The sequence below is a fragment of the Citrobacter sp. Ce006 genome (assembly GCF_030336535.1).
GTDB classification, from domain to species: Bacteria; Pseudomonadota; Gammaproteobacteria; order Enterobacterales; family Enterobacteriaceae; genus Citrobacter; species Citrobacter europaeus.
The window spans coordinates 295584-319173 of the sequence record NZ_JAOWDO010000067.1; the positions used below are offsets into that span (position 1 = coordinate 295584).

The following is a 23590-nucleotide window of genomic DNA, read 5'->3' on the forward strand; positions in this document are numbered from 1 at the left end:
GTAACATATGTCTGGAGGATTAGTTACAGCTGCATACATTGTTGCCGCGATCCTGTTTATTTTCAGCCTGGCGGGGCTTTCGAAACACGAAACCTCTCAGCAGGGTAACAACTACGGTATCGCCGGGATGGCGATTGCGCTGATTGCAACGATTTTTGGCCCGGATACCGGCAACGTTGCGTGGATCCTGGTGGCGATGATCATCGGCGGCGCGATTGGTATTCGTCTGGCGAAGAAAGTTGAGATGACCGAGATGCCGGAGCTGGTGGCAATTCTGCACAGCTTCGTCGGTCTGGCTGCAGTTCTGGTGGGTTTCAACAGCTACCTGTATCACGACACGGGCCTGGAACCGATTCTGGTGAACATTCACCTGACGGAAGTGTTCCTGGGTATCTTCATCGGTGCGGTGACCTTTACCGGTTCCGTGGTGGCGTTTGGCAAATTGCGCGGCAAGATCTCCTCTAAACCGCTGATGTTGCCGAATCGTCATAAAATGAACCTGGCGGCGCTGGTTGTTTCTTTCCTGTTGCTGGTGGTGTTTGTTCGTACCGAAAGCGTGGGCCTGCAGGTCCTGGCGCTGCTGGTGATGACCATTATTGCTCTGGCTTTTGGCTGGCATCTGGTGGCGTCTATCGGCGGTGCGGATATGCCAGTCGTCGTTTCAATGCTCAACTCCTATTCAGGATGGGCGGCAGCGGCGGCGGGCTTTATGCTGAGCAACGATCTGCTGATCGTTACCGGTGCGCTGGTCGGTTCTTCTGGTGCGATCCTGTCTTACATCATGTGTAAGGCGATGAACCGTTCATTTTTCAGCGTTATTGCAGGTGGCTTTGGTTCTGACGGTTCTTCTACCGGGTCTGATGAAGAAGTCGGTGAACATCGTGAGATTACTGCGGAAGACACGGCAGAAATGCTGAAGAACTCGCACTCCGTGATAATCACCCCGGGCTATGGCATGGCAGTGGCACAGGCGCAATACCCGGTAGCGGAAATTACCGAGAAACTGCGCGCGCGCGGCATCAAAGTGCGCTTCGGTATTCACCCGGTAGCAGGGCGCTTGCCAGGTCATATGAACGTACTGTTGGCGGAAGCCAAAGTACCTTATGACATCGTGCTGGAAATGGATGAGATCAACGATGATTTCGCCGATACCGATACAGTGCTGGTTATTGGCGCCAACGATACGGTAAACCCGGCGGCGCAGGACGATCCACACAGCCCAATCGCCGGAATGCCGGTGCTGGAAGTATGGAAAGCGCAGAACGTTATTGTGTTCAAACGTTCGATGAACACCGGCTATGCCGGTGTGCAGAACCCGCTGTTCTTTAAAGAAAACACCCATATGCTGTTTGGCGACGCCAAAGCCAGCGTGGATGCAATCCTGAAAGCGCTGTAATCGTTAGCGAAAACTAAGACGGCCTCTGCGGAGGCCGTTTTTATTAATATGCCGTTATTGATGATTGCAGTTCATAAACCCATGCGGTTTTAGCTGTCTAATCACCATAATACGTCGTGTATATACTGCTGCCTGACTTTTTAGAACATGACAGGACGCTATGCGTACACGTGAACATGCTTCGCCGGTAGTTTCCGCAAGCCAGACCGGGCTTACTTTTATTCTGATCCTCAGCGGCCTGATGGCCTTTACCTCGCTTTCCACCGACATATATCTTCCGGCAATGCCGACCATGGCCGAGGATTTACAGGGCAATGTGGAACTGACCGTCACCGGTTTTTTGATAGGTTTTGCCATTGCACAGTTGATTTGGGGGCCGATAAGCGATCATCTGGGAAGGCGTAAACCGCTGTTTATTGGCATGGTGTTTTTTATCATCGGCTCCGCAGGATGCGCGATGTCTACGAGTATCACGCAAATTGTATTCTGGCGGGTTTTTCAGGCCCTTGGCGCTTGTACCGGACCTATGCTGGCGCGGGCGATGATCCGCGATCTGTTTGCGCGCACTCGCGCGGCGCAAATGCTTTCAACTCTGGTGCTGGTAATGGCGATTGCGCCAATAGCGGGACCGTTGATTGGCGGACAAATAATTCGCCTGAGTACCTGGCACTCTGTTTTTTGGCTACTGGTGGTGATCGGCGCGCTGATGTTTATCTCTTTGAACTGGTTGCCGGAAACATTACCGGAAGAGAAACGGGTGAAAGCCTCTTTGGCTGGCGCATTTCGTCATTACCGGTCGTTATTAGCCAATGGCCATTTTATGCGCTACACCCTGAGTCTGACGTGTTATTACGTTGCAGCGTACGCGTTTATTACTGGTTCGCCGTTTGTTTATATTAGCTATTACCATGTTGACCCACAGCATTACGGCTGGCTGTTTGCGTTCAATATTGTCGGGGTCATGGCCATGAGCGTGGTAAACCGTCGTCTGGTGCAACGCCACGCTCTGGAACAACTACTAAAGTATGCGACGATGTTGGCGGCGCTGGCCGCAGTGGCGCTTGCGCTGCTGGTTAAATTGGAGTCAGGTGGCGTTGTTGCCATTATCGTCACCGTTTTTTTGTTTTTCTCGATGAATGGCATCATCGCTGCGACTTCAACCGCTGCCGCGCTGGATGCGGTACCGAACATCGCCGGTTCAGCCTCGGCGCTGATTGGCGCGTTACAATACGGTAGTGGCATTATCTCGTCGTTGCTGCTGACCGCCTTCAGCGACGGAACGCCATGGACAATGGCATGGATAATTGCGTTATTTACCTTGTTAAGCGCCATACTGGCGCTGCGCGCAAAACGATAAACAGATGCCCCGCGATGTCGGGGCAATCGTTCATTCTTTGTTGAGATCGCTGAGCAACACGGCAATGCTTTGACCGCCGTTGGTTTGTTCGAGAGCGATTTTCACGATGATGGTCAGCGGTACAGAAAGCAGCATCCCGACTGGCCCCAACAACCAGCCCCAGAAGATCAACGACAGAAACACCACCAGTGTAGATAACCCAAGCCCACGCCCCATGATCCGCGGTTCGAGGATATTTCCAAACACCAAATTAATGACCAGATAACCCGCCAATACGACCAGGGCATCGTAAAGGCCGCTAAATACCAGCACCTGAGCAATAGGCGGAATGGCTGCCAGCACCGAACCGATATTAGGAATATAGTTGAGAGCAAAGGCGAGCAATCCCCAGACAAAGGCGAAACGCACGTCGAGTGCTGAGAGCATGCCCCAGGCTACCAGCCCGGTCACAATGCTGATCGCCGTTTTTAGCACCAGATAGTGGGATACACTGTCGATAGCGCGTTGAATCGCCGCCATTCCCTCAATGGGACGACTCATCATTTGCTTGAGTTTGTTGGGTAGCTGCGGAACTTCCAGCAGCATAAACACCACCGTCAGCAGCAGCAAAAATATTGACGACATGGCATTAGACAGCTGCGTCAGTAAATTGGTCACCAGCGTCATTGCCGCGTTAGGATCGATATATTTGACGAGTTCGTCCACGGAAACGCCGATCCCTGCGCGCTGTAGCCACGGTTCGAGATTTTTAAGCGGGATAACCAGGGAAGAACGATACTGTGGCAGCGTACGCGCAAGCTCATTTAAGGATGTACCTAAATACGCTAACAGCAGCACCATTAGCATCACAATAATAACGATGAGCAATGACACCGCGAATACGCGCGGTATGCGAAGTTTGACCATCCGCTGCACCACGGGGTTTAGCACAACGGCAATAAATAACGCCAAAATAAAGGGGACGATGATATCTGCGGCAAAGCGGATGCCGCTCAGGATGATAACCAGCATGCCCAGCATAATGACTATTTTTAGGCCGTTAAGCGTGATGATCGGTTTCGCCATAGGTATTCCTGCGTTTTTCATTTTTGAATCTGAATAATAGTGTGATTTGCGTCGAGCCGTTATAACAAAAATCAAACGGGGCAGGTAAAGAAGTGAAAAGACTTTGAGTTCGTCTTGCAGCTATGATACAAATCATCTGTGTTTAACTACCGAGGACAATTATCATCCGCGATGATGAGAAGCAACACTGCGGATAATTGTAATATTATGGACAATATGTTCAGGATGTTTTTGCGTTTACCTACACTTCTTCGTACCTCCTCCACTTTCTTGCTTGCGGGTGAGCAACACTGGCGCAACGCGCTTTAGTCCCTTCTTCTGCCTGAGCTGGCGCTGTGCGCTGAGCTAACTAATTTTATTTTTTTGGTTTACTGCATGCAGTAGGCCCAAAGGACTATATTCTCAAGCAGGAGAAGCATCATGTTTTACTGGATATTATTAGGTCTGGCCATCGCGGCTGAAATTACTGGTACGCTGTCAATGAAATGGGCAAGCGTCGGTCATGGTAATTCGGGCTTTATTTTAATGCTGGTAATGATCGCCTTATCGTATATTTTTCTCAGTTTTGCCGTTAAAAAAATTGCCCTTGGTGTGGCCTATGCCTTGTGGGAAGGTATCGGTATTTTATTTATTACGCTATTTAGTGTGCTGTTATTTGATGAAACCTTGTCCACAATGAAGGTGGCAGGTCTGGTCTCGCTGGTGTTAGGTATTGTACTGATTAAATCAGGTACACGAAAACCGACAAAAGCGGGTAGAGAGGTGACCCATGCAGCAGTTTGAGTGGGTTCACGGCGCATGGCTTGGTATGGCCATCGTGCTGGAAATTGTCGCTAACGTCTTTCTGAAGTTTTCTGATGGATTTCGCCGCAAGATTTATGGCGTATTGTCGCTGGCTGCCGTGCTCGCGGCCTTTAGCGCGTTGTCGCAGGCGGTAAAAGGTATCGACCTTTCAGTAGCCTACGCCCTGTGGGGCGGATTCGGGATTGCCGCGACGTTAGCGGCAGGCTGGGTGTTGTTTGGTCAACGCCTGAATAATAAAGGCTGGATCGGCGTGGCCCTGTTGCTTGCCGGGATGATAATGATAAAACTTGCCTGATATCCGTGCTGCCCGTTAATGCGGGCAGCATGTGTTATTCCTTCGCCAACGCTTCCAGCTTATCGCGAAAACCGGTTACGGATATAGCGCGATTATCGGCCCGCCAGCGATCTTTCGCCGCCGGAGCAGAGCTTTGTACTCCAATCAACTGCCAGCCTGAATCAGTCTTCAACATCAATGGTGAACCGCTGTCGCCCGGAAGCGTGTCGCACTGGTGTGACAGAACGGTATTTTGCGCCCAGCCGGTCACTACGCAATCCTGATGCGTGTATAAGTCGTCAAGATGATCTTCCGGATAGCCCGACTGCGTAACTTTACGATCTGCGGTTTTCAGCGCTGCGGTTAATGCTGCTTTATCACCTTCAAATAATGGCAGCGGTGTGATCCCAGAAGGTGGGTAACGCAGCACCACCAGACCAAAATCCCACGGGGCCGCGGAAGGCGGTACTATCCAGCCATCACCATCGGCTTTTAAACGTTTTCCGAGCGAAGGATCAACCCGGCCTTCGATTCCATGAATTTCATAGCGCCAGACACCCTTTTTCGACACGAAGCGTAACACCACGGCTTTATCCGGCTTGCCTTTCGGCGGGGTGAGTAAGCAGTGTCCGGCCGTCAGTGCCAGACGTGGTGAAATGAGCGTGGCGGTACACAAGTTACCACTGGCGGTTTCCAGCTGCCCGATAGCGTCCCACGGAGATTGCGTTGGGTCGGTCACCTTGGTGCGATCGTCATGACCAAAAAATAACGTTTTTATGTTTTCTGCTTCAGCGCTGGCTGTTGCAGGCTGGTCCGCATGCGCAACGACAGGAAGTAAACAAATTGAACCCAGTAACACAGCAATGGTTTTATGCATATCACACTCTGGTGGGGAATTATGATTTTTAACAGCAAACCCTCAGTTAATACTATAGACGGGACGGCGGGAAAGTGGGAGTAAAATCAGATAACTACACTCAGGAAAGATAAAAATGCATGGCAATGAAGGCGCAAATTATTAAGGTAATAAGAATGAACTCAAAGCGGTAATGTGACACCATTTTACCCTCCGAAAGGCGGCGCTAAATCAGGTCGATTTAGCGCCGTATGCTATGGCGTGGGGGACGCCATAGTGACTACAAATGTGTTATGCAGCAGGTTGAGCTGCTGGTTTAGCGGTGTCGTGTTTTACTGCTTTTTTGGTGTGTTTTTTAGCGGCCTGAGCTTTTTGCTCTGGTGCTTTTTGTTCTGCTGCTGGTTTGGTTGCAGCTTTTTTGGTGTGTTTTTTAGCGGCCTGAGCTTTCTGCTCTGGTGCTTTTTGTTCTACCGCCGGTTTTGTGGTGGATTTTTTAGCGTGTTTCTTGGCAGCCTGAGCTTTCTGCGGCGCTGCTTTGTGCTGTTTTTTATGATGCGTGGTTTTTGCCGGCGCAGCTTTAGTGGTTGCAGCAGCAGCCGGAGCGGTTGTAGCAGTTGTTTCAGCAGCAAATGCAGCAGAAGACAGACCCATAGCAGCGGCAACAACCAGAGCTAATACTTTTTTCATTCTCATACCCTCGATTTGGTTTTTCATTCAACCCCACTGCGGGGCCGTTGAAATAACTATATCGCTGTAATCACAGGGCTTCCGTGAGTCATTGGTATCGGCGTGTAACGATATGTACAATGACTCACGGTATGAGATTACAAATAGCGGGCTTCCAGGTGGGCGCGGAAATAACGGCTGCTAAGCGGCTCTCCGGTGGCCTGGGTAATAAGCTGTTCAGTGGTGAAACGGCTGCCATGCTGCCAGATGTTCTGACGTAACCAGTCAAAGAGGGGACCAAACTCACCTTGCGCAATAGACTGATTCAAGTCAGGCAGTGCGCGGTTTGCGGCACTGAACAACTGCGCCGCATACATGGCGCCCAAGGTATAGGAAGGGAAGTAGCCAAAGCCGCCGTCGGTCCAGTGAATATCCTGCATACAACCGTTACGATAGTTTCCGATCGTTGACAGCCCCAGCCAGGCCTGCATTTTCTCATTCCACAATGCCGGGATATCATCCACTTCAATATCGCCATTGATGAGCGCGCGTTCGATTTCATAACGCAGGATCACGTGAGCGGGATAGCTCACCTCGTCGGCATCAACACGAATAAACCCGGGTTTAACCTGCTGGTTCCAGGCGATGAAATTGCTTTCTTCAAATGCAGCCTGATCGCCAAAGTGGCGCGTTACAGCAGGAATTAACCGTGTCAGAAAGGCTTTACTGCGTCCCAGTTGCATCTCGAAGAACAGACTCTGGGACTCATGAATGGCGGTTGAACGTGCCAGAGCGATAGGTTGCCCTAACCAGTTACGTGGCAAATTTTGCTCATAGCGGGCATGACCGGTTTCATGGATCACGCCAAACAGTGCGCTGAGCAATTCATTTTCATCATAGCGAGTGGTAATACGAACGTCTTCAGGCACGCCGCCACAGAAGGGGTGTGCGCTGATATCCAGTCGGCCAGCCGTAAAGTCAAATCCCAACTGCGCCATCGTTTCAAGCCCCAACTCTCGCTGGATAGCGGTTGGGAAGGGGCCAACCGGGGCGATGAGCGACTGCTGAGACTGTTTTGCCACCACCTTGTTTAGCAGGTCGGGCAGCCAGCTTTTTACATCTGCAAACAGGACATCCAGTTGGGCGCTGGTCATTCCGGGCTCAAAGATGTCCAGTAGCGCGTCATAAGGCGAACAGCCTTTTGCGTCTGCGCGAAGTCGGGCTTCTTCGCGGCTGTACTGCACGACTTCTTTCAGGTTTTCGGCAAATCCTTCCCAGTCATTCGCGGGTCGCTGACTACGCCAGGCATGCTCACAGCGGCTTCCCGCAAGAGATTTTGCTTCTACCAACGATTCGGGCAATAGGGATGCCTGGTGATGTAGCCGCGACATTTCGCGAAGGTTCGCTTGCTCAACATCGTTGAGATCTTCCTGTTGCGCTGCGGCGATCCACGTTGCCACCTTCGGGTCGGTTAACAGCTGATGCTCAAGCACGCTCAGCTCGGCCAGCGCTTCGCCGCGAGCTTTGCTGCCGCCTGATGGCATCATGGTAAACATGTCCCAACTGGCTATTGCCGAGAGGTGGGAGAAGCGAGAGAGCCGCAGGAACGTGCGGGTGAGCTGATGGTAATTATCATTGTTACTCATTTTTTGTTCTCGTTCTGCTTAGGTGTGGTGAGAAGTTTACCGTGATTCACTCACTTTTCATAAACACACCTTTATACCTGGTTTTCCGTAACAGCTTTTTATAGCGAAAAGCCAGCAACACGACAAAACAAATGGCGTAGATAATGGGGAGCGGTGATAACACTTTTACCGACCAGAGGTAATGCAGCGGTAGCAAAATGGCGGCCAGGTAGACGTAGTTGTGCAACGTTTGCCAGCGTTTGCCCATTTTACGTTGCGCGGCTTGCGTGGAGGTCAGCGTCAGCAGGAGTAAGATAATCCAACCCGTCATGCCCAGCGTTAGCCATGGGCGTGAAACCAGTTCATGTCCTAGCAATCCCAGATTTTGCATACCCAACTCCAGCAGCGCATAGCTGAGCATATGCAACGTAGCCCATGCAAAGCACCACAAGCCTAACAACCGTCGGGTGCGAAATAACAAAGGCTGCTTTGCGTATCGTGCGAGCGGTGATACCAGCAGGGTAGCCAGCAAAAACTTCAGTGCGGTGATGCCTGTAAAGTGCTGGATATCTTTTCCCGGGTCGGCCCCCAATCCGCCATGCTGTGTGGCCCAGAAGAGCCACAGCAGGGGTAAAAAACCGGCGAGATGCAGCAGTACTTTCAGGCCGGTTATCTGTTTTGCGGTTAGCCTCACTTAAAAGTACTCCCGTAGATCCATACCCTGATATAAAGAGGCCACCTCATCGGCATAACCATTGAAAGGCAATGTGGGCTGTCGCTGTACATCGAGAATGCCACCCGAACCGATAAAACGCTCTGTGGCCTGAGACCAGCGAGGGTGATCGACCTGCGGATTTACATTGGCGTAAAAACCGTATTCGTTCGGCGCTGACATATTCCAGGTGGTCGGCGGCTGCTCGCGCGTGAGCTTAATACTGACTATCGATTTAATGCCCTTGAAGCCGTACTTCCAGGGTACGGTCAGGCGTATCGGCGCCCCGTTTTGCGGCGGCAACGCTTTGCCATACACGCTCACGGTCAGCAGTGTCAGTGGGTGCATAGCCTCATCCAAACGCAGACCTTCAACATAGGGATATTTCAACCCACCACCAATGAAGCGATCTTTCTGGCCGGGCATTTCATCAGGAGCGTAGCGAGTTTCAAAGGCGACGTATTTGGCGTGGCTGTTTGGCTCAACCAGCGCCAATAATTTATGCAAAGGAAAACCGACCCATGGCACAACCATCGACCATGCCTCAACGCAACGCATCCGGTAAATACGCTCTTCTAATGGAAAACGAGTGGTCAGCGCATCATGATCCAACGTTAACGGTTTGTTCACTTCACCGCTGATGGTCAACGTCCATGGATCGGTTTTCAGGCTACCGGCATTGGCGGCAGGATCGGCTTTATCCAGACCAAACTCGTAGAAATTGTTGTAGCCCGTCACTTTGTCTTCCGGCGTCAGGGGCAGACTGTTTTGCCAAAGCTCGGGTTTTGTAAACCCGAGTGGTTTGCCCGCCGGTGCAGGCGGACGATCGTTGCCTTTAAACCAATTTAACAAACTGGCTTGTGTCGGGGTAGACAACGACGCCGCCGCTGCGCCTATCCCAAGTGCTTTGAGGATCTGTCGTCGTTGCATAAAAAATACTGACTCGGCTGTAACATCAGCTTCCCGAAGTGGACGTTTTTTCTGCATAACGTTTCCTTTTTATTTTCATAGTAGGGAAAACAAAGCGACGTTTCCCTGTTGATGTCTGGCGTGTCGATAACGACATACTGTGCGCCTGCGTATCCCAGGATCCTCACGAAAAGTTAAAAATTTTGTGATAACTTCCGCCCCTTGCCTGAGGTAAGCTTTCAGCACGATGAGAGGGGGATGACACTGATGGCTGGCGCAAAAAAGATATTTTTGGTGGAAGATGACAGCGATATTGCCGCACTTTTGCAACTGAGCCTGAAGGATGAAGGGTATGAAATTATTCATGAGGCTGATGGGTCACGAGCGCTTGAGCAACTTGAGAAGCATGTCTGGGATGCCGTTATCCTCGATTTGATGCTGCCGGGCGTGGACGGTCTGGAGATTTGTCGTCGGATCCGTCAAATGAGTTTCTATCTTCCGGTCATCATTATCAGCGCCCGTACCAGTGAAACTCATCGCGTATTGGGACTGGAAATGGGGGCCGATGATTATCTGGCCAAACCTTTCTCGGTGCTCGAGTTGATGGCCCGGGTGAAAGCACTGTTTCGCCGTCAGGAGGCTATGAGTCAGAACCTGCGTATGGAAGCGGGGATTATCACCCTCCATGGCGTAGAGATTGATCCATTAGCCCGGGAAGTCCGCCAGCATGGTAAATCCCTCGATTTAACGCCGCGTGAATTCGATCTGCTCTATTTTTTCGCTCGTCATCCAGGGGAGGTCTTTTCGCGTCAGGCGCTGTTAGATCAGGTGTGGGGCTATCAGCACGAAGGATATGAGCATACGGTGAACAGTCATATCAATCGCCTGCGGACCAAAATTGAAAAAGATGCTGCGGAGCCGGAAATTATTCTCACGGTTTGGGGACGGGGCTATAAGCTTGCTGCGGTTAACGCGGAGCATCAGCCATGATTTATCGCCTGTCGCTAAGCCAGCGCCTGACCCTTGTCTTTACCGCCATTATGCTGATTTGCGCTGTTACCGTCAGCGTTGTCCAGATCCGCAGCAGTAAACAGTATGGCGACGCCATGGTGCAGAGACTTTCACTGGAGCTGGCGAGCAAGATTGTCAAAAGTGAGTCGCTTATTGATGCCAGTGGTCAGGTTAATCGCCAGATCTTAAAAGGACTTTTTAATCACCTGATGACGCTCAACCCAAGCGTGGAGTTGTATCTGGTCTCTCCGTCAGGTGAAATACTCGCCGATGCCGCCCCGCCCGGGCATATTCAGCGACAGAAAATTAGCGTACAGCCGATTCAGGTTTTCCTTAATTCGGACGAACTGCCCGTATACGGCAACGATCCGCGCAGCAGCCAGCAAAAAGTATTCAGCGCCGCGCCAGTTTTATTGAACGGTGAGCTGCATGGCTATTTGTACATTATTTTGCAAGGCGAAGACCTGAATACGCTGGCGAATACCGCCTGGCAAAAAACGCTCTGGAATACCGTGGCCTGGACGTTAATACTGGTTTTATTAGCCGGCGCAATCGCTGGATTCCTGGTGTGGCGATGGGTGACGAACCCGGTGAAAAGACTGACTGGACAGGTGGTTAAACTAGAGCAGGACAGCATTAGCGTCATCAAACAGCTGGCGCAAAAAGATCCCGAACCGGCACCGGCGAATGAAATAGCGTTGCTGAACAATGCGTTTATCGAATTAGCGCAGAAAATTGCCCTGCAGTGGGATTTATTAGCGGATAGCGATCGTCAGCGCAGAGAGTTTATAGCCAATATTTCGCACGATTTACGTACGCCGCTGACTTCCCTGCTGGGATATCTGGAAATGCTGTCGCTGAAAGCCGATACCATGACGCCGGAGGAAAATCGGCATTATCTTAGCATCGCGCTACGCCAGGGACATAAGGTTCGCCATCTGTCACAACAGCTGTTTGAACTGGCGAGGCTTGAGCATGGCGGTATAAAACCGCAGCGTGAACGATTTGCTATTGGCGAGCTGATCCAGGATGTGGCGCAAAAGTTTGATCTCCCTGTTGCCACGCGTCACTTGCAGTTGCACCTTGAGGTAATGGGACCGCTACCGCTGGTGAATGCAGATTTGTCGATGATGGAAAGAGTCGTGACGAATTTGCTGGATAACGCTATCCGTCATACGCCTGATGGGGGTGAGGTGCGGTTGAAAGTCTGGCGTGATGCAGACCGCCTATTAGCAGAAGTGCAGGACAGTGGGCCAGGAGTAGAAGAGGCTGTACGAGAAGTATTATTTCAACGCCCGACCGCGTTAATTCCCCGTGAGCAGCGGGCAGAGCGCGGCGGACTGGGTTTACTGATTGTGCGTAGAATGCTCGAGCTGCATGGGGGGGATATCAGCCTGGTTAATTCCACGGCTGGGGCCTGTTTCCGTTTTTCATTGCCGCTGGCGGATTCTCCACTAAATAGCTGACGATAATGTTCTGGCGATAAGCGCTATACCGCAATCCTCGTGTGAACCCGTGGCCATTGCGTAAAAGTTGGTAGGTTGTCAGTGATAATGAGAATTTTTATCATATATCGATAATTCATCAACTTATCTTTGATAAGCGCAAGGAGATCGTATGTCACAGGATGCCGACAACCTGTATATCGTCAGAACCAAAGCGGTTGCTGGCTGTTTTTCCATGTTTTTACTGATGTTTGGTCTCACGTTTACCCCGTTATTTTTCCCCGCGAGCCAGACACTGCTTGCCAAAGGGCTACTTTTTCCGCTGCTGTTTGCGCTGGAATTTGTTGTGCTGGTTCCGCTGTATTATTTCTTCTTCAGAAAAAGAGAGGGGTTGGGCAAAGGAATTTTCAACGCCAGGTGGTTTACCATTTTGTTCGTGGCGCTGTTATTTATTCAGCTCATCCTGCCGTGGATTCTGGGCCTCAGACAAACCGAAGCGTGGGTGACCAGCCAGATATCCCTAAACAGCTACGCGTTGTGGTTATCCACTCTGACTCTGATATTTATTGCGCCAGTTTATGAAGAAATTGTTTTCAGGGGCTGTTTATTCAACGCATTCCAGTACTGGTTCAATAATAAAACCTGGCTGTCGTCGGTGGTGGTATCGGTCATTTTTGCCATCATGCATACACAGTATGTGGATTTGCGCACGTTGCTGATGTTGTTTCTTGTGTCGCAGGTTTTGATCATCGCCAGACTGAGAAGTAACGGGCTGTTGATGCCGGTTATGCTGCATATAGTGATGAACGGGACGGTTATTGCCCTGCAAATGGCGGCTCAGACGTTACAGCCTGGTTGATGAAGGTGATGCCCGGAACCCGGGCATCGTAGATTAAACGTGCAGACGATGGTGCAGACGTGTGCCGACCAGCAATGCCAGCACCAGCATCAGGGCGATAAATCCACCCACGCCGTTCCAGCCGTAGCTGTGCCAGAATACGCCGCCCAGCGTACCGGCAATGCTTGAACCCAGATAATAGCTGAACAGATACAGGGAAGACGCCTGGCCTTTAGCGCGTTTTGCCCGCGGTCCAATCCAACTGCTTGCCACAGAGTGCGCGGCAAAGAACCCGGCTGAAAAGAGCAGCATCCCGGCAAAGATCAACCACAGCGAAGTGAACAGAGTCATCAACAGTCCAGCCAACATTACGCCGGTTGAAAAGAGCATTACCGGGCCACGTCCATAGCGGGTAGTCATAGAACCCGCTTTCGGCGAACTCCAGGTCCCGGTCAGATACGCTACGGAAAGCAGGCCGACCACCGCCTGGCTGAGTTCCCACGGAGAGAGCATCAGACGGTAGCCGATGTAATTAAACAGCGTGACAAACGACCCCATCAGTAAAAAGCCTTCCGCAAACAGCAGCGGCAACCCTCTGTCGCGCCAGTGCAAACGAAAGTTGATAAACAACGTTTTCGGGCGTAGCGACGTTGGTCTGAAATGACGTGATTCCGGTAAGATTTTCCAGAACATCAGCGCGGAGGCGAGGGCAAAACACCCAATCGCCGCCAGCGCGATACGCCAGTTAAAAAAGTCGGTAAAAACGCCGCTGATCAAACGACCACTCATACCACCAATTGAGTTACCGCTGATATATAAGCCCATTGAAAAGGCGACGAAGCTGGGGTGAATTTCCTCGCTCAGATAGGTCATTCCCACTGCCGCCACGCCGCTGAGCGAAAGCCCTATCAGCGCGCGCATGATTAAAATACCGTGCCAACTGGTCATCATCGTCGAAAGCAACGTACAGCAGGACGCGAGCAATAGCGCCGTAACCATTACCGGCTTGCGGCCTATCGCATCGGAAAGTGGACCGGTAAACAGTAAACCGATCGCCAGCATCGCCGTTGAGATGGAAAGCGAAATACTGCTGCTGGCAGGAGAGACTCCAAACTCGTTTGAGAGCACTGGTAGTATGGGTTGCACACAATAGAGGAGAGCAAAAGTCGCCAACCCGGCGGAAAACAGCGCCAGAGTGACGCGCATAAATGGGGATGTTCCGCGTTTGATAAAACCATCCGGCGGGGTAACTATCTGTTCATCAACATCGCTGGTTGGCGCGGTATCGACAGTTGTTGTACGGCTCACTTGAAATCCTTGCTCAATCAAAACTTCTACAGGACTAGCCTTAAGAGTATGAAAATCACAATATTCTGTCTAATATATTAATAATCTCAAATGATATCTTAAAAATATGAATATCGAACTGCGTCATTTACGTTACTTTGTAGCGGTTGCTGAAGAGCTGCATTTTGGTCGGGCGGCGGCGCGGCTGAATATATCGCAACCGCCGCTTAGCCAGCAGATCCAAATCCTGGAGCAGCAGGTCGGCGCCCGGCTTCTGGCGCGGACTAATCGCAGCGTGGCGCTGACCTCTGCCGGAAAGCAGTTCCTGGCGGACAGTCGGCAAATCCTCGGTTTGGTTAATGAAGCCGCTGCCAGGGCTGAGCGGCTTCATCTGGGAGAAGCGGGGGAATTGCGTATCGGTTTTACGTCTTCGGCACCGTTTATCAAAGCGGTTTCAGATACCTTATCCGTGTTTCGCCAAAGCTACCCTGCAGTGCATATGCAAACCCGCGAAATGAATACGCGCGAGCAAATTGCTCCGCTTAATGAAGGAACGCTGGATTTGGGACTTCTGCGCAACACACAGCTTCCTGAAACACTGGAGCATGAAACCATTCTGCATGAGCCGCTGATGGCGATGATCCCGCGTACGCATCCGCTGGCGCAAAAGCCCGTGGTCACATTGGCGGAACTGGCCAATGAGCCATTTGTCTTTTTTGACCCCCATGTAGGGACGGGGTTGTATGACGATATTCTTGGCCTGATGCGTCGCTATGGACTGAAGCCGACTATCGCTCAGGAGGTTGGTGAGGCGATGACTATCATCGGGCTGGTGGCCGCAGGATTAGGCGTCTCCATTCTTCCCGCTTCCTTTAAACGGGTGCAATTGTATGAAATGTGTTGGATCCCGATAGCGGAGGAAGATGCCGTTTCAGAAATGTGGTTAGTGTGGCCAAAGCATCATGAGCAAAGTCACGCCGCGCAACGCTTTCGGGAACAGCTTCTGGCGGTCGTTAAGGCGATTAATTTAGTTTAAAAATGAGCGAAAATGTGCAGTAAATCACAAGGCTAAGTAAAAAGTTGACGGAAGCCATTGAAGTGCTTCACCATAGCCCGCAGATTATTTCGGAGCGCGAAAATAAAGGGAGTAAGTGGTGGTTGCTGATAGTCAGCCTGGGCATATCGATCAAATTAAGCAGACCAATGCTGGCGCAGTTTACCGCCTGATTGATCAGCTGGGTCCGGTATCGCGTATTGATCTCTCTCGCCTGGCGCAACTGGCGCCAGCCAGTATTACTAAAATTGTCCGCGAAATGCTCGAAGCGCACCTGGTGCAAGAGCTGGAAATCAAGGAAGCGGGCAGCCGTGGGCGTCCGGCTGTTGGGCTGGTTGTTGAAACGGAAGCCTGGCACTATTTATCCATTCGTATCAGTCGCGGCGAGATCTTTCTGGCACTGCGCGATCTGAGCAGCAAACTGGTGGTAGAAGATTGTCTCGAAATGGCGCTGGTCAGTGAAACACCGCTGCTGGAACGTGTTATTACTCAGGTCGACCAGTTTTTCATCCGCCACCAACAAAAGCTGGAACGCTTAACCTCCATCGCCATCACCTTACCCGGCATTATTGATACTGAAAACGGTATCGTGCATCGCATGCCATTTTACGAAGATGTCAAAGAGATGCCGCTGGGCCAGGCGCTTGAGAACCATACTGGCGTACCGGTCTATATTCAGCATGATATTAGCGCCTGGACCATGGCTGAGGCGCTTTTCGGCGCATCGCGCGGCGCGCGCGATGTCATTCAGGTGGTGATCGATCATAACGTGGGTGCCGGGGTGATCACTGACGGTCATTTACTGCATGCCGGTAGCAGTAGCCTGGTGGAAATTGGCCATACGCAGGTGGATCCGTACGGTAAACGCTGCTACTGCGGTAACCATGGGTGTCTGGAAACGATCGCCAGCGTCGACAGCGTGCTCGAACTGGCGCAGGTGCGCTTGAAGCAGTCAATGAGTTCTTCTTTACACGGACAACCGCTGACGGTAGACGCACTGTGTCTGGCGGCAATGCAGGGTGATTTATTGGCGAAAGATATCATTAGCGGCGTAGGGACCCACGTCGGACGCATTCTGGCCATCATGGTGAATTTGTTCAACCCGCAAAAGATATTGATTGGTTCTCCGCTCAGTAAAGCGTCGGATATTCTGTTCCCCACTATTGCTGACAGCATTCGTCAGCAGGCGCTCCCGGCCTACAGTCAGCATATAGTCGTTGAAAGTACGCAATTCACCAATCAAGGGACGATGGCGGGGGCCGCGCTCGTTAAGGACGCGATGTATAACGGTTCTTTGTTGATTCGTCTATTACAGGGTTAACATTTTTTAACTGTTGTACGAAAAATTGCGCTATCTCAAGCTGATTCTCGTCATCATACCTTAGACTTTCTCCACTGTTTTATTTTCCTGATTTATATTTTCAAAGCATAACGGTGGAGTTAGTGATGCTGAAGCGTTTCTTTATTACAGGTACAGACACTTCTGTTGGGAAGACCGTGGTTTCCCGCGCATTACTACAAGCGTTAGCGTCAGGGGGTAAAAGCGTTGCGGGTTACAAACCCGTAGCCAAAGGAAGCAAAGAGACACCTGAAGGCCTGCGCAACAAAGATGCGCTGGTGCTGCAAAGCGTGTCCACTATCGAACTGCCTTACGAAGCGGTCAACCCGATTGCGCTCAGCGAAGACGAAAGTAGCGTAGCGCATAGTGGTCCGGTCAATTACACTCTGTTATCCAACGGTCTCGCAAGCCTCAGCGAAAAAGTCGATCATGTTGTCGTGGAAGGTACCGGAGGCTGGCGCAGTCTGATGAACGATCTGCGTCCGTTATCGGAGTGGGTGGTGCAGGAACAACTGCCGGTGCTGATGGTGGTGGGTATCCAGGAAGGCTGTATTAATCATGCCATCCTCACCGCACAGGCGATTGCCAGCGACGGACTGCCGCTGATTGGCTGGGTCGCGAACCGAATCAACCCGGGGCTGGCGCATTATGCGGAAATCATTGATGTGCTAAGTAAAAAATTACCCGCTCCGTTAATCGGCGAACTACCTTATCTGCCTCGTGCAGAGCAGCGCGAGCTGTCTCAGTACATCCGTCTGTCAATGCTCGGCAGCGTGCTGTCGGTAGATAGAGTCCTGGCGTAACGTTCGCGACAGCACTGACGCCAACACGCAGGCAATCAGCAATCCGGGGAGTAGACGATACTCCCCGGTCATTTCACAAACCATCAGCGTCGACATTATTGGCGCATGCGTAGTTGCTGCCAGCAGCGTGGCCATCCCCGTTAATCCCAGCAAAATGGCAATCTCATCCGGACCCGGAAGCCACAACCCCCATACCCGTCCCAGCAGCATGCCCACCGACAGACCGACAAACAGCGTTGGCGTGAACACGCCGCCTGGCGCGCCGGATCCACTGCTGGCAAGCACAGCCAGTAATTTGCAGATGAAGATCCCGCTCACCACGGCCAGCAATGGTGGGGAAAGTAAATATGACTGCACCACGCTGTAGCCATTACCCCAGACTGCTGGTGTGAGTAATGACAGCAGGCCAACGATCAGCCCGCCAAGCGCCAGTTGCCACGGGGGCGAGAGTTTAAAGCGTAAAAAAACATTATGACTGGCGGTCATTAACCACATAAAAAGCGGTCCGCAAACGCCGGCAGCCAGACCCGTACTGACGATCATGACGTATTCCAGCACATGCAGCTCCCGTGTGAAGTGCACGGCATACAGCAGCGCATTGCTGTCGCTCAGCACATTGGTGGTGAGCAGAGCGACGACGGCGGAGACCACCACCGGTCCCAATGACGCCAGGATCAACGTGCCGAACAACACTTCGGCAATAAATAAACTGCCTGCCAGCGGAGCATGGTACGCTCCGGCCATACCCGCAGCGGCGCCGCAGGCAATCCATAACTTCCATTCTGTACGCGGGGTAAAACGTTGAGCAAAGCAGGAGGCCGCAAGCGCCGCCAGTAAAATCATGGCGCCTTCACGCCCGATGGCGCTCCCGCTGGCAACGACCAGTAACGAGGCCAGCGATTTCACCAGGCTTGCACTGACGTCAAATTGTCCGTCGGTTTGCAGGGCCTCCATATAATCAGTGGGAGCCTGCGGGCGTAAACGGTTGAACTTTTGCCATCCCCAAAGCAGCAATCCTGCCGCCAGCCCCCCTAATGCAGGCGTCAGCATACGTCTTAAAGGGGAAAGGTTTGTCGCTGCATTGACCAGACTCCCGGTGTCGTTGCTCAGGAACAACCATTCGAGAAGAAACATAGCATGACGAAATCCTGCGACGGCCAACGCAGCGAGGATACCAATCAGCGCGGCAATCAGCAGGCGGCGAAACATGGCGCGCAAGTCAGGATAAGCATGTAAATGATGCATGTGTGGCCAGAGAGGAAGTTTCAGACGCTGTATTTTGCGGCTATTTGACAACAGAAGCAAAAGCTCAGCGTGCGCAACAGGATGCACGACAGGCAGGATGCATCCTGCCTGTCGTGAAATTAACGAAACAGGGGCTTATCAGCTATCGGGATCAGTAACTGCGACTGCCACTGGGCCAGCGTCAGGCGCGCCAGCTCACCCAGCGCCTGGTAAAACGGGTGGTCAGCTTTTTCGATAAACACCTCAAGGAAGCGAGATGACCACGGGAAAAGATGCCAGGCCAGCAGCTGTTCGCACTCGGTGTGGCGTTCGTTCTCAGCAAGCCAGGCTGTCAGCAATAGCAGCGAACCAAAGTGATCTTCTGGCTCATTTTGCTGCATGGCAAACTGGATGCCGTTGTCCCGCATCCACTGACGCAGAGCCAGCGTGGAGTCGCCAAACAACACATTTTCACGATCCAGCCAGACGGATCCCCAGGGCGGAGAAGGTAGCGCATACGGACCGACAAACAAGCGTTGCCAGGCCTGCGGCAGAGGCTCATCGGTCTCGGCTTGCAGTTGTACTGCCAGCGGGGAGAGTGTTGCTTGATCAAGCGGCCATTGCGCCTGCCAGCCATCGGCCCTTAACGCACTGACTACTGCAGAGGCTTCCACGCTGTCTGGCGCATAGTAAAACAGCGCGCCAAGCACGCGCGCTGCGGTAGAAAAGTTGTCACCTTGCGAAAAATGGGTCATGCAAAACATCCTGAACAGTGCGGGTTACCCCGCACCCAAAAGTTAACCTGCAACAGCCATGCCGACTGTCATATGTAAACCGTAAAACAAACCGCGGCCGATGATTTCACCGCCAAGTACTAAAACCAGGCCCAGCGCCAGTCCGCCGACTGACGGCTCTTTGCGACGGATTAACGGACATATCCAGCAACCCAGACCCGCAGCCAACAACAGGACACGCCAGACCTGTAAACTGCCATAGTCGGGAACCAACGCGCTGGCGTTTTGTACCGAGCTGTGAATATCACTGAGCGATACACCCTGCAGGACAATAACGGCCACCGCCACCAGCAGGGCCACAACGCTGATACTGGCGAATCTGGCGGCGTTAAAAGAAACACCCGCGGCGCGCAGCAGCAGGGCGGCAAACAGTGGTCCGCTTAGCAACAGTGTCATAAAAAATGCCAGCGTGGTGTAGCCATTATACCAGGTCGGAACGGTATCTATCTGGTAGACGCTGGTCATCGCCAACACAAAAACCAGGCCCAGCAGCATGCCAGCCAGCAGCCAGATTTTACCTAACGCTGCGGGCATTTTACCGAGAAACGCCACCAGCCACCACAGGCCGCCGACGGCGAAAAACAGAGAACCGCTGGCGATTTCATTACTCAGCGCAGATGCGCCGACCCTGTTCAGCGAGTTAAAGGCGCGCAGCGGTGAACCTAAATGCATTACCGAGGCGAGAAAGGCGATGCCCATCACCAGCCACAGAAAAAACATGCTGCGCACGATACGTTGTTTTGCCATTCCGTCTTTAGCGGTCAGCCAGCCATAGCCACTCACTATCAGCGCGCCAGCCACGCACTGGCCGAGCACCGTAAACAGGACCAGCGGCCATTCATGCCATCCATTGCCCATGTTACACCTCCTTCGGATTTGCCAGATAACCCGTGGTATCCCCGGTCGGGCGGCTATTGGCGTTGGGTTTGATCACAATGCTCGGTTTGGTGAAATGCGCGCCCGGCAGCGGAGCGACTGCCGCCAGTTCACCGTGTTTTTTGCGCAGCGCATCAATGGGACCAAAGTCCAGCGCGCGCAGCGGGCAGGACTCGACGCAGATGGGCTTTTTGCCGTCGGCGACGCGGTCATGACAACCGTCACACTTGGTCATATGTCCTTTGGCGGCATTGTATTGCGGCGCACCATACGGGCAGGCCATGTGGCAGTAGCGACAGCCGATGCAAACGTCTTCATCAACCACCACAAAACCATCTTCACGTTTATGCATGGCTCCGCTGGGGCAAACCTTGGTGCAGGCTGGATCTTCGCAGTGATTACAGGCAATGGAGAGGTAATAGGCGAAAACATTCTGGTGCCAGACGCCGTTATCTTCCTGCCAGTCACCACCTGCGTACTCGTAAATCCGCCGGAAACTGACGTCGGGGGTGAGGTCTTTGTAGTCTTTGCAGGCCAGCTCGCAGGTTTTACACCCGGTGCAACGGCTGGAATCAATAAAAAATCCATACTGAGTTGTCATGGGTTAGTCCTTATACCTTTTCAACCTGAACGAGATTACTGTGGGATGGATTCCCCTTCGCTAATGGAGAAGGTCGATGCGACGTGAGAATGTTAATGGAACCACCATGATCGATCCGATCGCCGAACATATCGGCATTGAGCCAGGCACCTTGTCCGATAGCTGTGACGCCGGGCAAAATGCGCGGTGTAACTTTCGCGCTGATCAACATCTGGCCATTATTGTTAAACACCCTTACCGTGTCGCCGTTACGAATACCACGTGCATTGGCATCAATGGGGTTTATCCAGACCTCCTGCGGGCAAGCCTGCTGTAAAACATCGATATTGCCGTAGCTGGAGTGGGTTCTCGCCTTATAGTGGAACCCCGTGAGCTGCAGTGGATACGTTTGGCGCTTAGGATCGTCCCAACCGTCAAAGCCTGGGGCATAAGCAGGAAGAGGATGAACAATTTCGTCGTCTTTGAGTTCCCATGTTTCTGCGATGACGGCAAGCCGTTCAGAGTAAATCTCAATTTTCCCTGATGGCGTTTTCAATGGGTTAGCGGCGGGATCTTCCCGGAAAGAACGAAAGGCAACATAGTGTTCTTCGGGACATTTTTTCTTGAATATGCCAGTCGTTTTCATTTCCTCGTAATCCGGCATTTCCGGGTTACGCTCTTTGGTTTTGGCATGCAGGTATTTCACCCATTCATGTTGTGTACGACCCTCTGTGAATTTTTGGTACACATCCGGGCCCAAACGTTTGGCGACTTCACTGAGCATCCAGTAAATGGGTTTACGTTCAAATTTTGGCGAAGTCGCAGGTTGACCAAGGATGACATACCCCATGTTCCCGGCAGACTCGTGGGAGATGAGATCTTCCTGTTCGGTTGGCATCAGGTCAGGCAGCAGGATGTCGCAGTATTTTGCGGAGGCAGTCATAAAATGCTCAATACCGACGATCATCTCGCACTTGCTGTCATCCTGTAAGACTTCGTGGGTATGCGCGATATTGCCATGCTGGTTGACGAGCGTATTACTGGCATAACACCAGATAAATTTGATAGGCACGTCCAGCTTATCTTTGCCGCGAACACCATCTCTGGTCGCGGTCATCTCTGCGCCATGATCGATAGCATCCGTCCAGGTAAAGACAGATATCTGCGTTTTAACCGGATTTTCTAACATGGAGAACCATTCCACGCCCAGATCCCACGTCCCTTCACGCATCCCTGAGTTACCACCGTTTATCCCCACATTGCCGGTTAAAACGGAGAGCATCGTAATCGCGCGAGCGGTTTGTTCACCATTGGAGTGACGCTGCGGTCCCCAGCCCTGGCAGATATAAGCGGGTTTCGCTGCGCCGATTTCACGCGCTAAGTGGATAATTTTCTCAGACGGAATGCTGGTAATGTGAGAAGCCCATTCTGGCGTTTTGGCAACTCCGTCTGGCCCATCCCCCAGAATGTATGCCTTATAGTGCGCATTACGCGGTGCACTGGCGGGAAGAGTGGTTTCATCGTAGCCGACGCAGTATTTATCAAGAAAAGGTTTATCGATGAGATCTTCGGTGATCAACACCCAGGCAATTGCCGCAGCCAGTGCAGCGTCAGTTCCTGGTCGAATAGGAAGCCATTCATCTTCACGACCAGCGGCAGTATCGTTATAACGAGGATCGATAACGATCATTCGTGCGTTAGAACGTTCGCGGGCTTGCTCAACATACCAGGTTACACCACCGCCGCTCATACGGGTTTCGGCAGGGTTGTTGCCAAACATGACAACCAGTTTTGTATTGGCGATGTCGTCCGGGCTGTTGCCGTCGTTAGCACCAAACATATAACTCATGGCGGCGCTGATTTGCGCGGTACTATAGCTACCATAGCGACTCAAATAGCCGCCGCATGAATTCATCAAGCGATAGGGGACGTTGGAGTTTGTAATATTCCCACCATCTACACCTGTACCGTACAGCACATGGACCGCTTCGTTGCCGTAATCCTTCAGGATCCGCTGCAAATTACCGCTAATAGTGTCCAGCGCTTCATCCCAGGTGATCCGCTCAAATTTTCCTTCTCCACGCTTGCCTACGCGTTTCATTGGATATTTCAGGCGGTCAGGGTGATTCATACGGCGACGGATCGATCGGCCGCGCAAGCAGGCGCGTACCTGGTGATTACCATAGGTATCATCGCCCGTTGTGTCAGACTCTACCCAGTAAACGGCATCATCTTTAACGTGCAGACGTAAAAGGCAACGGCTGCCGCAGTTAACGGTACAGGAACTCCAGACAGCCTTCTCTTCAACCGGTTGCATCGCTTGTTGTACTGCCGCGGCAGCGGATCTCATACCAAAGGGTAAGGACAGGCTACCCGCGGCAAGCGCCAGTGAACCGATAGCTGAGGACTTCACTAACGTCCTACGGCTGATGCCTCCGGATTGTTCGGTTTCAGACATAACTCACTCCATTGAAATTATCGCTATATATCTAATTATATAATGAATAAATAGCATGCTAATTGTAGGACGAGTTTACCCATTTATAGGTATGTTTTATTAATGCGTATCAAAGTGTGGGGCGATCTTATTAATGTGTCTCGAAATGGACTTTCAACTACTGGCAATACTAAGCCCAGCGCCAGCCCTGAAAACTTCCTCATCGAGAACGTTTCGT

At 52.0% G+C, this 23590-nt stretch carries 24 protein-coding genes; 11 read left to right on the forward strand and 13 right to left on the reverse strand.

The annotated features are described in order from the left end of the window. The first annotated feature begins 7 nt into the window (after positions 1-7). Both pntB and OGV94_RS10525 read left to right on the forward strand, forming a co-directional pair. Positions 8-1396, forward strand: a complete 1389-nt coding sequence (gene pntB / locus OGV94_RS10520; RefSeq protein ID WP_043016393.1) for a Re/Si-specific NAD(P)(+) transhydrogenase subunit beta — start codon at positions 8-10, stop codon at positions 1394-1396. 160 nt (positions 1397-1556) lie between these two features. Further along, a complete protein-coding gene (locus tag OGV94_RS10525) occupies positions 1557-2753 on the forward strand; it encodes a multidrug effflux MFS transporter (protein ID WP_221922436.1) in 1197 nt (398 codons plus the stop codon). Between the two features lie 30 nt (positions 2754-2783). Here OGV94_RS10525 and OGV94_RS10530 read toward each other — a convergent pair whose 3' ends face one another. Continuing rightward, a complete protein-coding gene (locus tag OGV94_RS10530) occupies positions 2784-3818 on the reverse strand; it encodes an AI-2E family transporter (protein WP_043016391.1) in 1035 nt (344 codons plus the stop codon). 138 nt (positions 3819-3956) lie between these two features. Between OGV94_RS10530 and OGV94_RS25205 the strand changes: the two genes are divergently transcribed. The 3 genes from OGV94_RS25205 (at position 3957) to mdtI (ending at position 4917) form a co-directional block, all read left to right on the forward strand. Continuing rightward, entirely contained in the window at positions 3957-4127 is a 171-nt protein-coding gene (locus tag OGV94_RS25205; RefSeq protein ID WP_087050578.1) for a protein YdgV, read from the forward strand. A gap of 108 nt (positions 4128-4235) precedes the next feature. Beyond that, positions 4236-4601, forward strand: a complete 366-nt coding sequence (mdtJ, locus tag OGV94_RS10535; protein ID WP_167373452.1) for a multidrug/spermidine efflux SMR transporter subunit MdtJ — start codon at positions 4236-4238, stop codon at positions 4599-4601. Next, the gene (gene mdtI / locus OGV94_RS10540; RefSeq protein WP_043016389.1) at positions 4588-4917 is read left to right on the forward strand and encodes a multidrug/spermidine efflux SMR transporter subunit MdtI; all 330 of its coding nucleotides are present in this window, start codon (positions 4588-4590) and stop codon (positions 4915-4917) included. Before mdtJ ends, mdtI begins: the two co-directional genes overlap by 14 nt. 34 nt (positions 4918-4951) lie before the next feature. Here mdtI and OGV94_RS10545 read toward each other — a convergent pair whose 3' ends face one another. The 6 genes from OGV94_RS10545 to msrP all read right to left on the reverse strand — a co-directional run bounded on the left by OGV94_RS10545 (position 4952) and on the right by msrP (position 9742). Next, a complete protein-coding gene (locus OGV94_RS10545) occupies positions 4952-5773 on the reverse strand; it encodes a trypsin-like serine peptidase (protein ID WP_043016388.1) in 822 nt (273 codons plus the stop codon). 100 nt (positions 5774-5873) lie between these two features. After that, entirely contained in the window at positions 5874-5957 is an 84-nt protein-coding gene (ydgU, locus tag OGV94_RS25210) for a small membrane protein YdgU (RefSeq protein WP_100194403.1), read from the reverse strand. An 86-nt stretch (positions 5958-6043) separates the two neighbouring features. Continuing rightward, complete coding sequence (asr, locus tag OGV94_RS10550; RefSeq protein ID WP_003028934.1) at positions 6044-6439, reverse strand: acid resistance repetitive basic protein Asr; 396 nt, start codon at positions 6437-6439, stop codon at positions 6044-6046. A gap of 137 nt (positions 6440-6576) precedes the next feature. Next, positions 6577-8064 (reverse strand): carboxypeptidase M32, encoded by a 1488-nt coding sequence (locus OGV94_RS10555; RefSeq protein WP_043016387.1) that lies wholly within the window; start codon positions 8062-8064, stop codon positions 6577-6579. Positions 8065-8110: 46 nt separating this feature from the next. Next, positions 8111-8737: a protein-methionine-sulfoxide reductase heme-binding subunit MsrQ gene (gene msrQ, locus OGV94_RS10560; RefSeq protein WP_075146142.1), complete on the reverse strand. Its 627-nt coding sequence runs from the start codon at positions 8735-8737 to the stop codon at positions 8111-8113. Beyond that, positions 8738-9742 (reverse strand): protein-methionine-sulfoxide reductase catalytic subunit MsrP, encoded by a 1005-nt coding sequence (gene msrP, locus OGV94_RS10565; RefSeq protein WP_286523292.1) that lies wholly within the window; start codon positions 9740-9742, stop codon positions 8738-8740. A gap of 189 nt (positions 9743-9931) precedes the next feature. Here msrP and OGV94_RS10570 point away from each other — a divergent pair, with 189 nt between their 5' ends. The 3 genes from OGV94_RS10570 to OGV94_RS10580 all read left to right on the forward strand — a co-directional run bounded on the left by OGV94_RS10570 (position 9932) and on the right by OGV94_RS10580 (position 12979). Beyond that, positions 9932-10654, forward strand: coding sequence for a winged helix-turn-helix domain-containing protein (locus tag OGV94_RS10570; protein ID WP_080626309.1), 723 nt, complete (start codon positions 9932-9934; stop codon positions 10652-10654). After that, positions 10651-12141, forward strand: coding sequence for a sensor histidine kinase (locus OGV94_RS10575; protein WP_075146144.1), 1491 nt, complete (start codon positions 10651-10653; stop codon positions 12139-12141). The genes OGV94_RS10570 and OGV94_RS10575 overlap by 4 nt, the downstream gene beginning before the upstream one ends. Before the next feature lie 151 nt (positions 12142-12292). Then, positions 12293-12979 (forward strand): CPBP family intramembrane glutamic endopeptidase, encoded by a 687-nt coding sequence (locus OGV94_RS10580; protein ID WP_043016382.1) that lies wholly within the window; start codon positions 12293-12295, stop codon positions 12977-12979. A gap of 33 nt (positions 12980-13012) precedes the next feature. On the opposite strand, the gene ynfM is transcribed toward OGV94_RS10580, so the two are convergent. Continuing rightward, positions 13013-14266, reverse strand: coding sequence for a multidrug efflux MFS transporter YnfM/SxtP(Kp) (gene ynfM / locus OGV94_RS10585; protein WP_043016381.1), 1254 nt, complete (start codon positions 14264-14266; stop codon positions 13013-13015). 106 nt (positions 14267-14372) lie between these two features. Between ynfM and ynfL the strand changes: the two genes are divergently transcribed. The 3 genes from ynfL (at position 14373) to bioD (ending at position 17441) form a co-directional block, all read left to right on the forward strand. Beyond that, positions 14373-15281 carry a multidrug efflux transcriptional activator YnfL/SxtR(Kp) gene (ynfL, locus tag OGV94_RS10590; protein ID WP_043016380.1) on the forward strand — a complete coding sequence of 303 codons (909 nt, stop codon included), beginning with the start codon at positions 14373-14375 and terminating at the stop codon, positions 15279-15281. A gap of 118 nt (positions 15282-15399) precedes the next feature. Continuing rightward, positions 15400-16620, forward strand: a complete 1221-nt coding sequence (gene mlc, locus OGV94_RS10595; RefSeq protein ID WP_047413493.1) for a sugar metabolism global transcriptional regulator Mlc — start codon at positions 15400-15402, stop codon at positions 16618-16620. A gap of 125 nt (positions 16621-16745) precedes the next feature. Then, positions 16746-17441, forward strand: coding sequence for a dethiobiotin synthase (gene bioD / locus OGV94_RS10600; RefSeq protein WP_043016378.1), 696 nt, complete (start codon positions 16746-16748; stop codon positions 17439-17441). Here bioD and clcB read toward each other — a convergent pair. The 5 genes from clcB to ynfF form a co-directional block, all read right to left on the reverse strand. Continuing rightward, entirely contained in the window at positions 17397-18686 is a 1290-nt protein-coding gene (clcB, locus tag OGV94_RS10605; protein ID WP_087053421.1) for a voltage-gated ClC-type chloride channel ClcB, read from the reverse strand. The two genes, bioD and clcB, sit on opposite strands and share 45 nt — an antisense overlap. Before the next feature lie 119 nt (positions 18687-18805). Beyond that, positions 18806-19420 carry a Tat proofreading chaperone DmsD gene (dmsD, locus tag OGV94_RS10610; RefSeq protein WP_043016376.1) on the reverse strand — a complete coding sequence of 205 codons (615 nt, stop codon included), beginning with the start codon at positions 19418-19420 and terminating at the stop codon, positions 18806-18808. 42 nt (positions 19421-19462) lie between these two features. Next, positions 19463-20317, reverse strand: a complete 855-nt coding sequence (locus OGV94_RS10615; protein WP_075146145.1) for a dimethyl sulfoxide reductase anchor subunit family protein — start codon at positions 20315-20317, stop codon at positions 19463-19465. Position 20318: 1 nt separating this feature from the next. Beyond that, positions 20319-20936 (reverse strand): dimethylsulfoxide reductase iron-sulfur subunit DmsB, encoded by a 618-nt coding sequence (gene dmsB, locus OGV94_RS10620; protein WP_043016374.1) that lies wholly within the window; start codon positions 20934-20936, stop codon positions 20319-20321. A 10-nt stretch (positions 20937-20946) separates the two neighbouring features. Continuing rightward, positions 20947-23373, reverse strand: a complete 2427-nt coding sequence (ynfF, locus tag OGV94_RS10625) for a selenate/tellurate reductase subunit YnfF (protein ID WP_080625166.1) — start codon at positions 23371-23373, stop codon at positions 20947-20949. Positions 23374-23590: the final 217 nt, after the last annotated feature.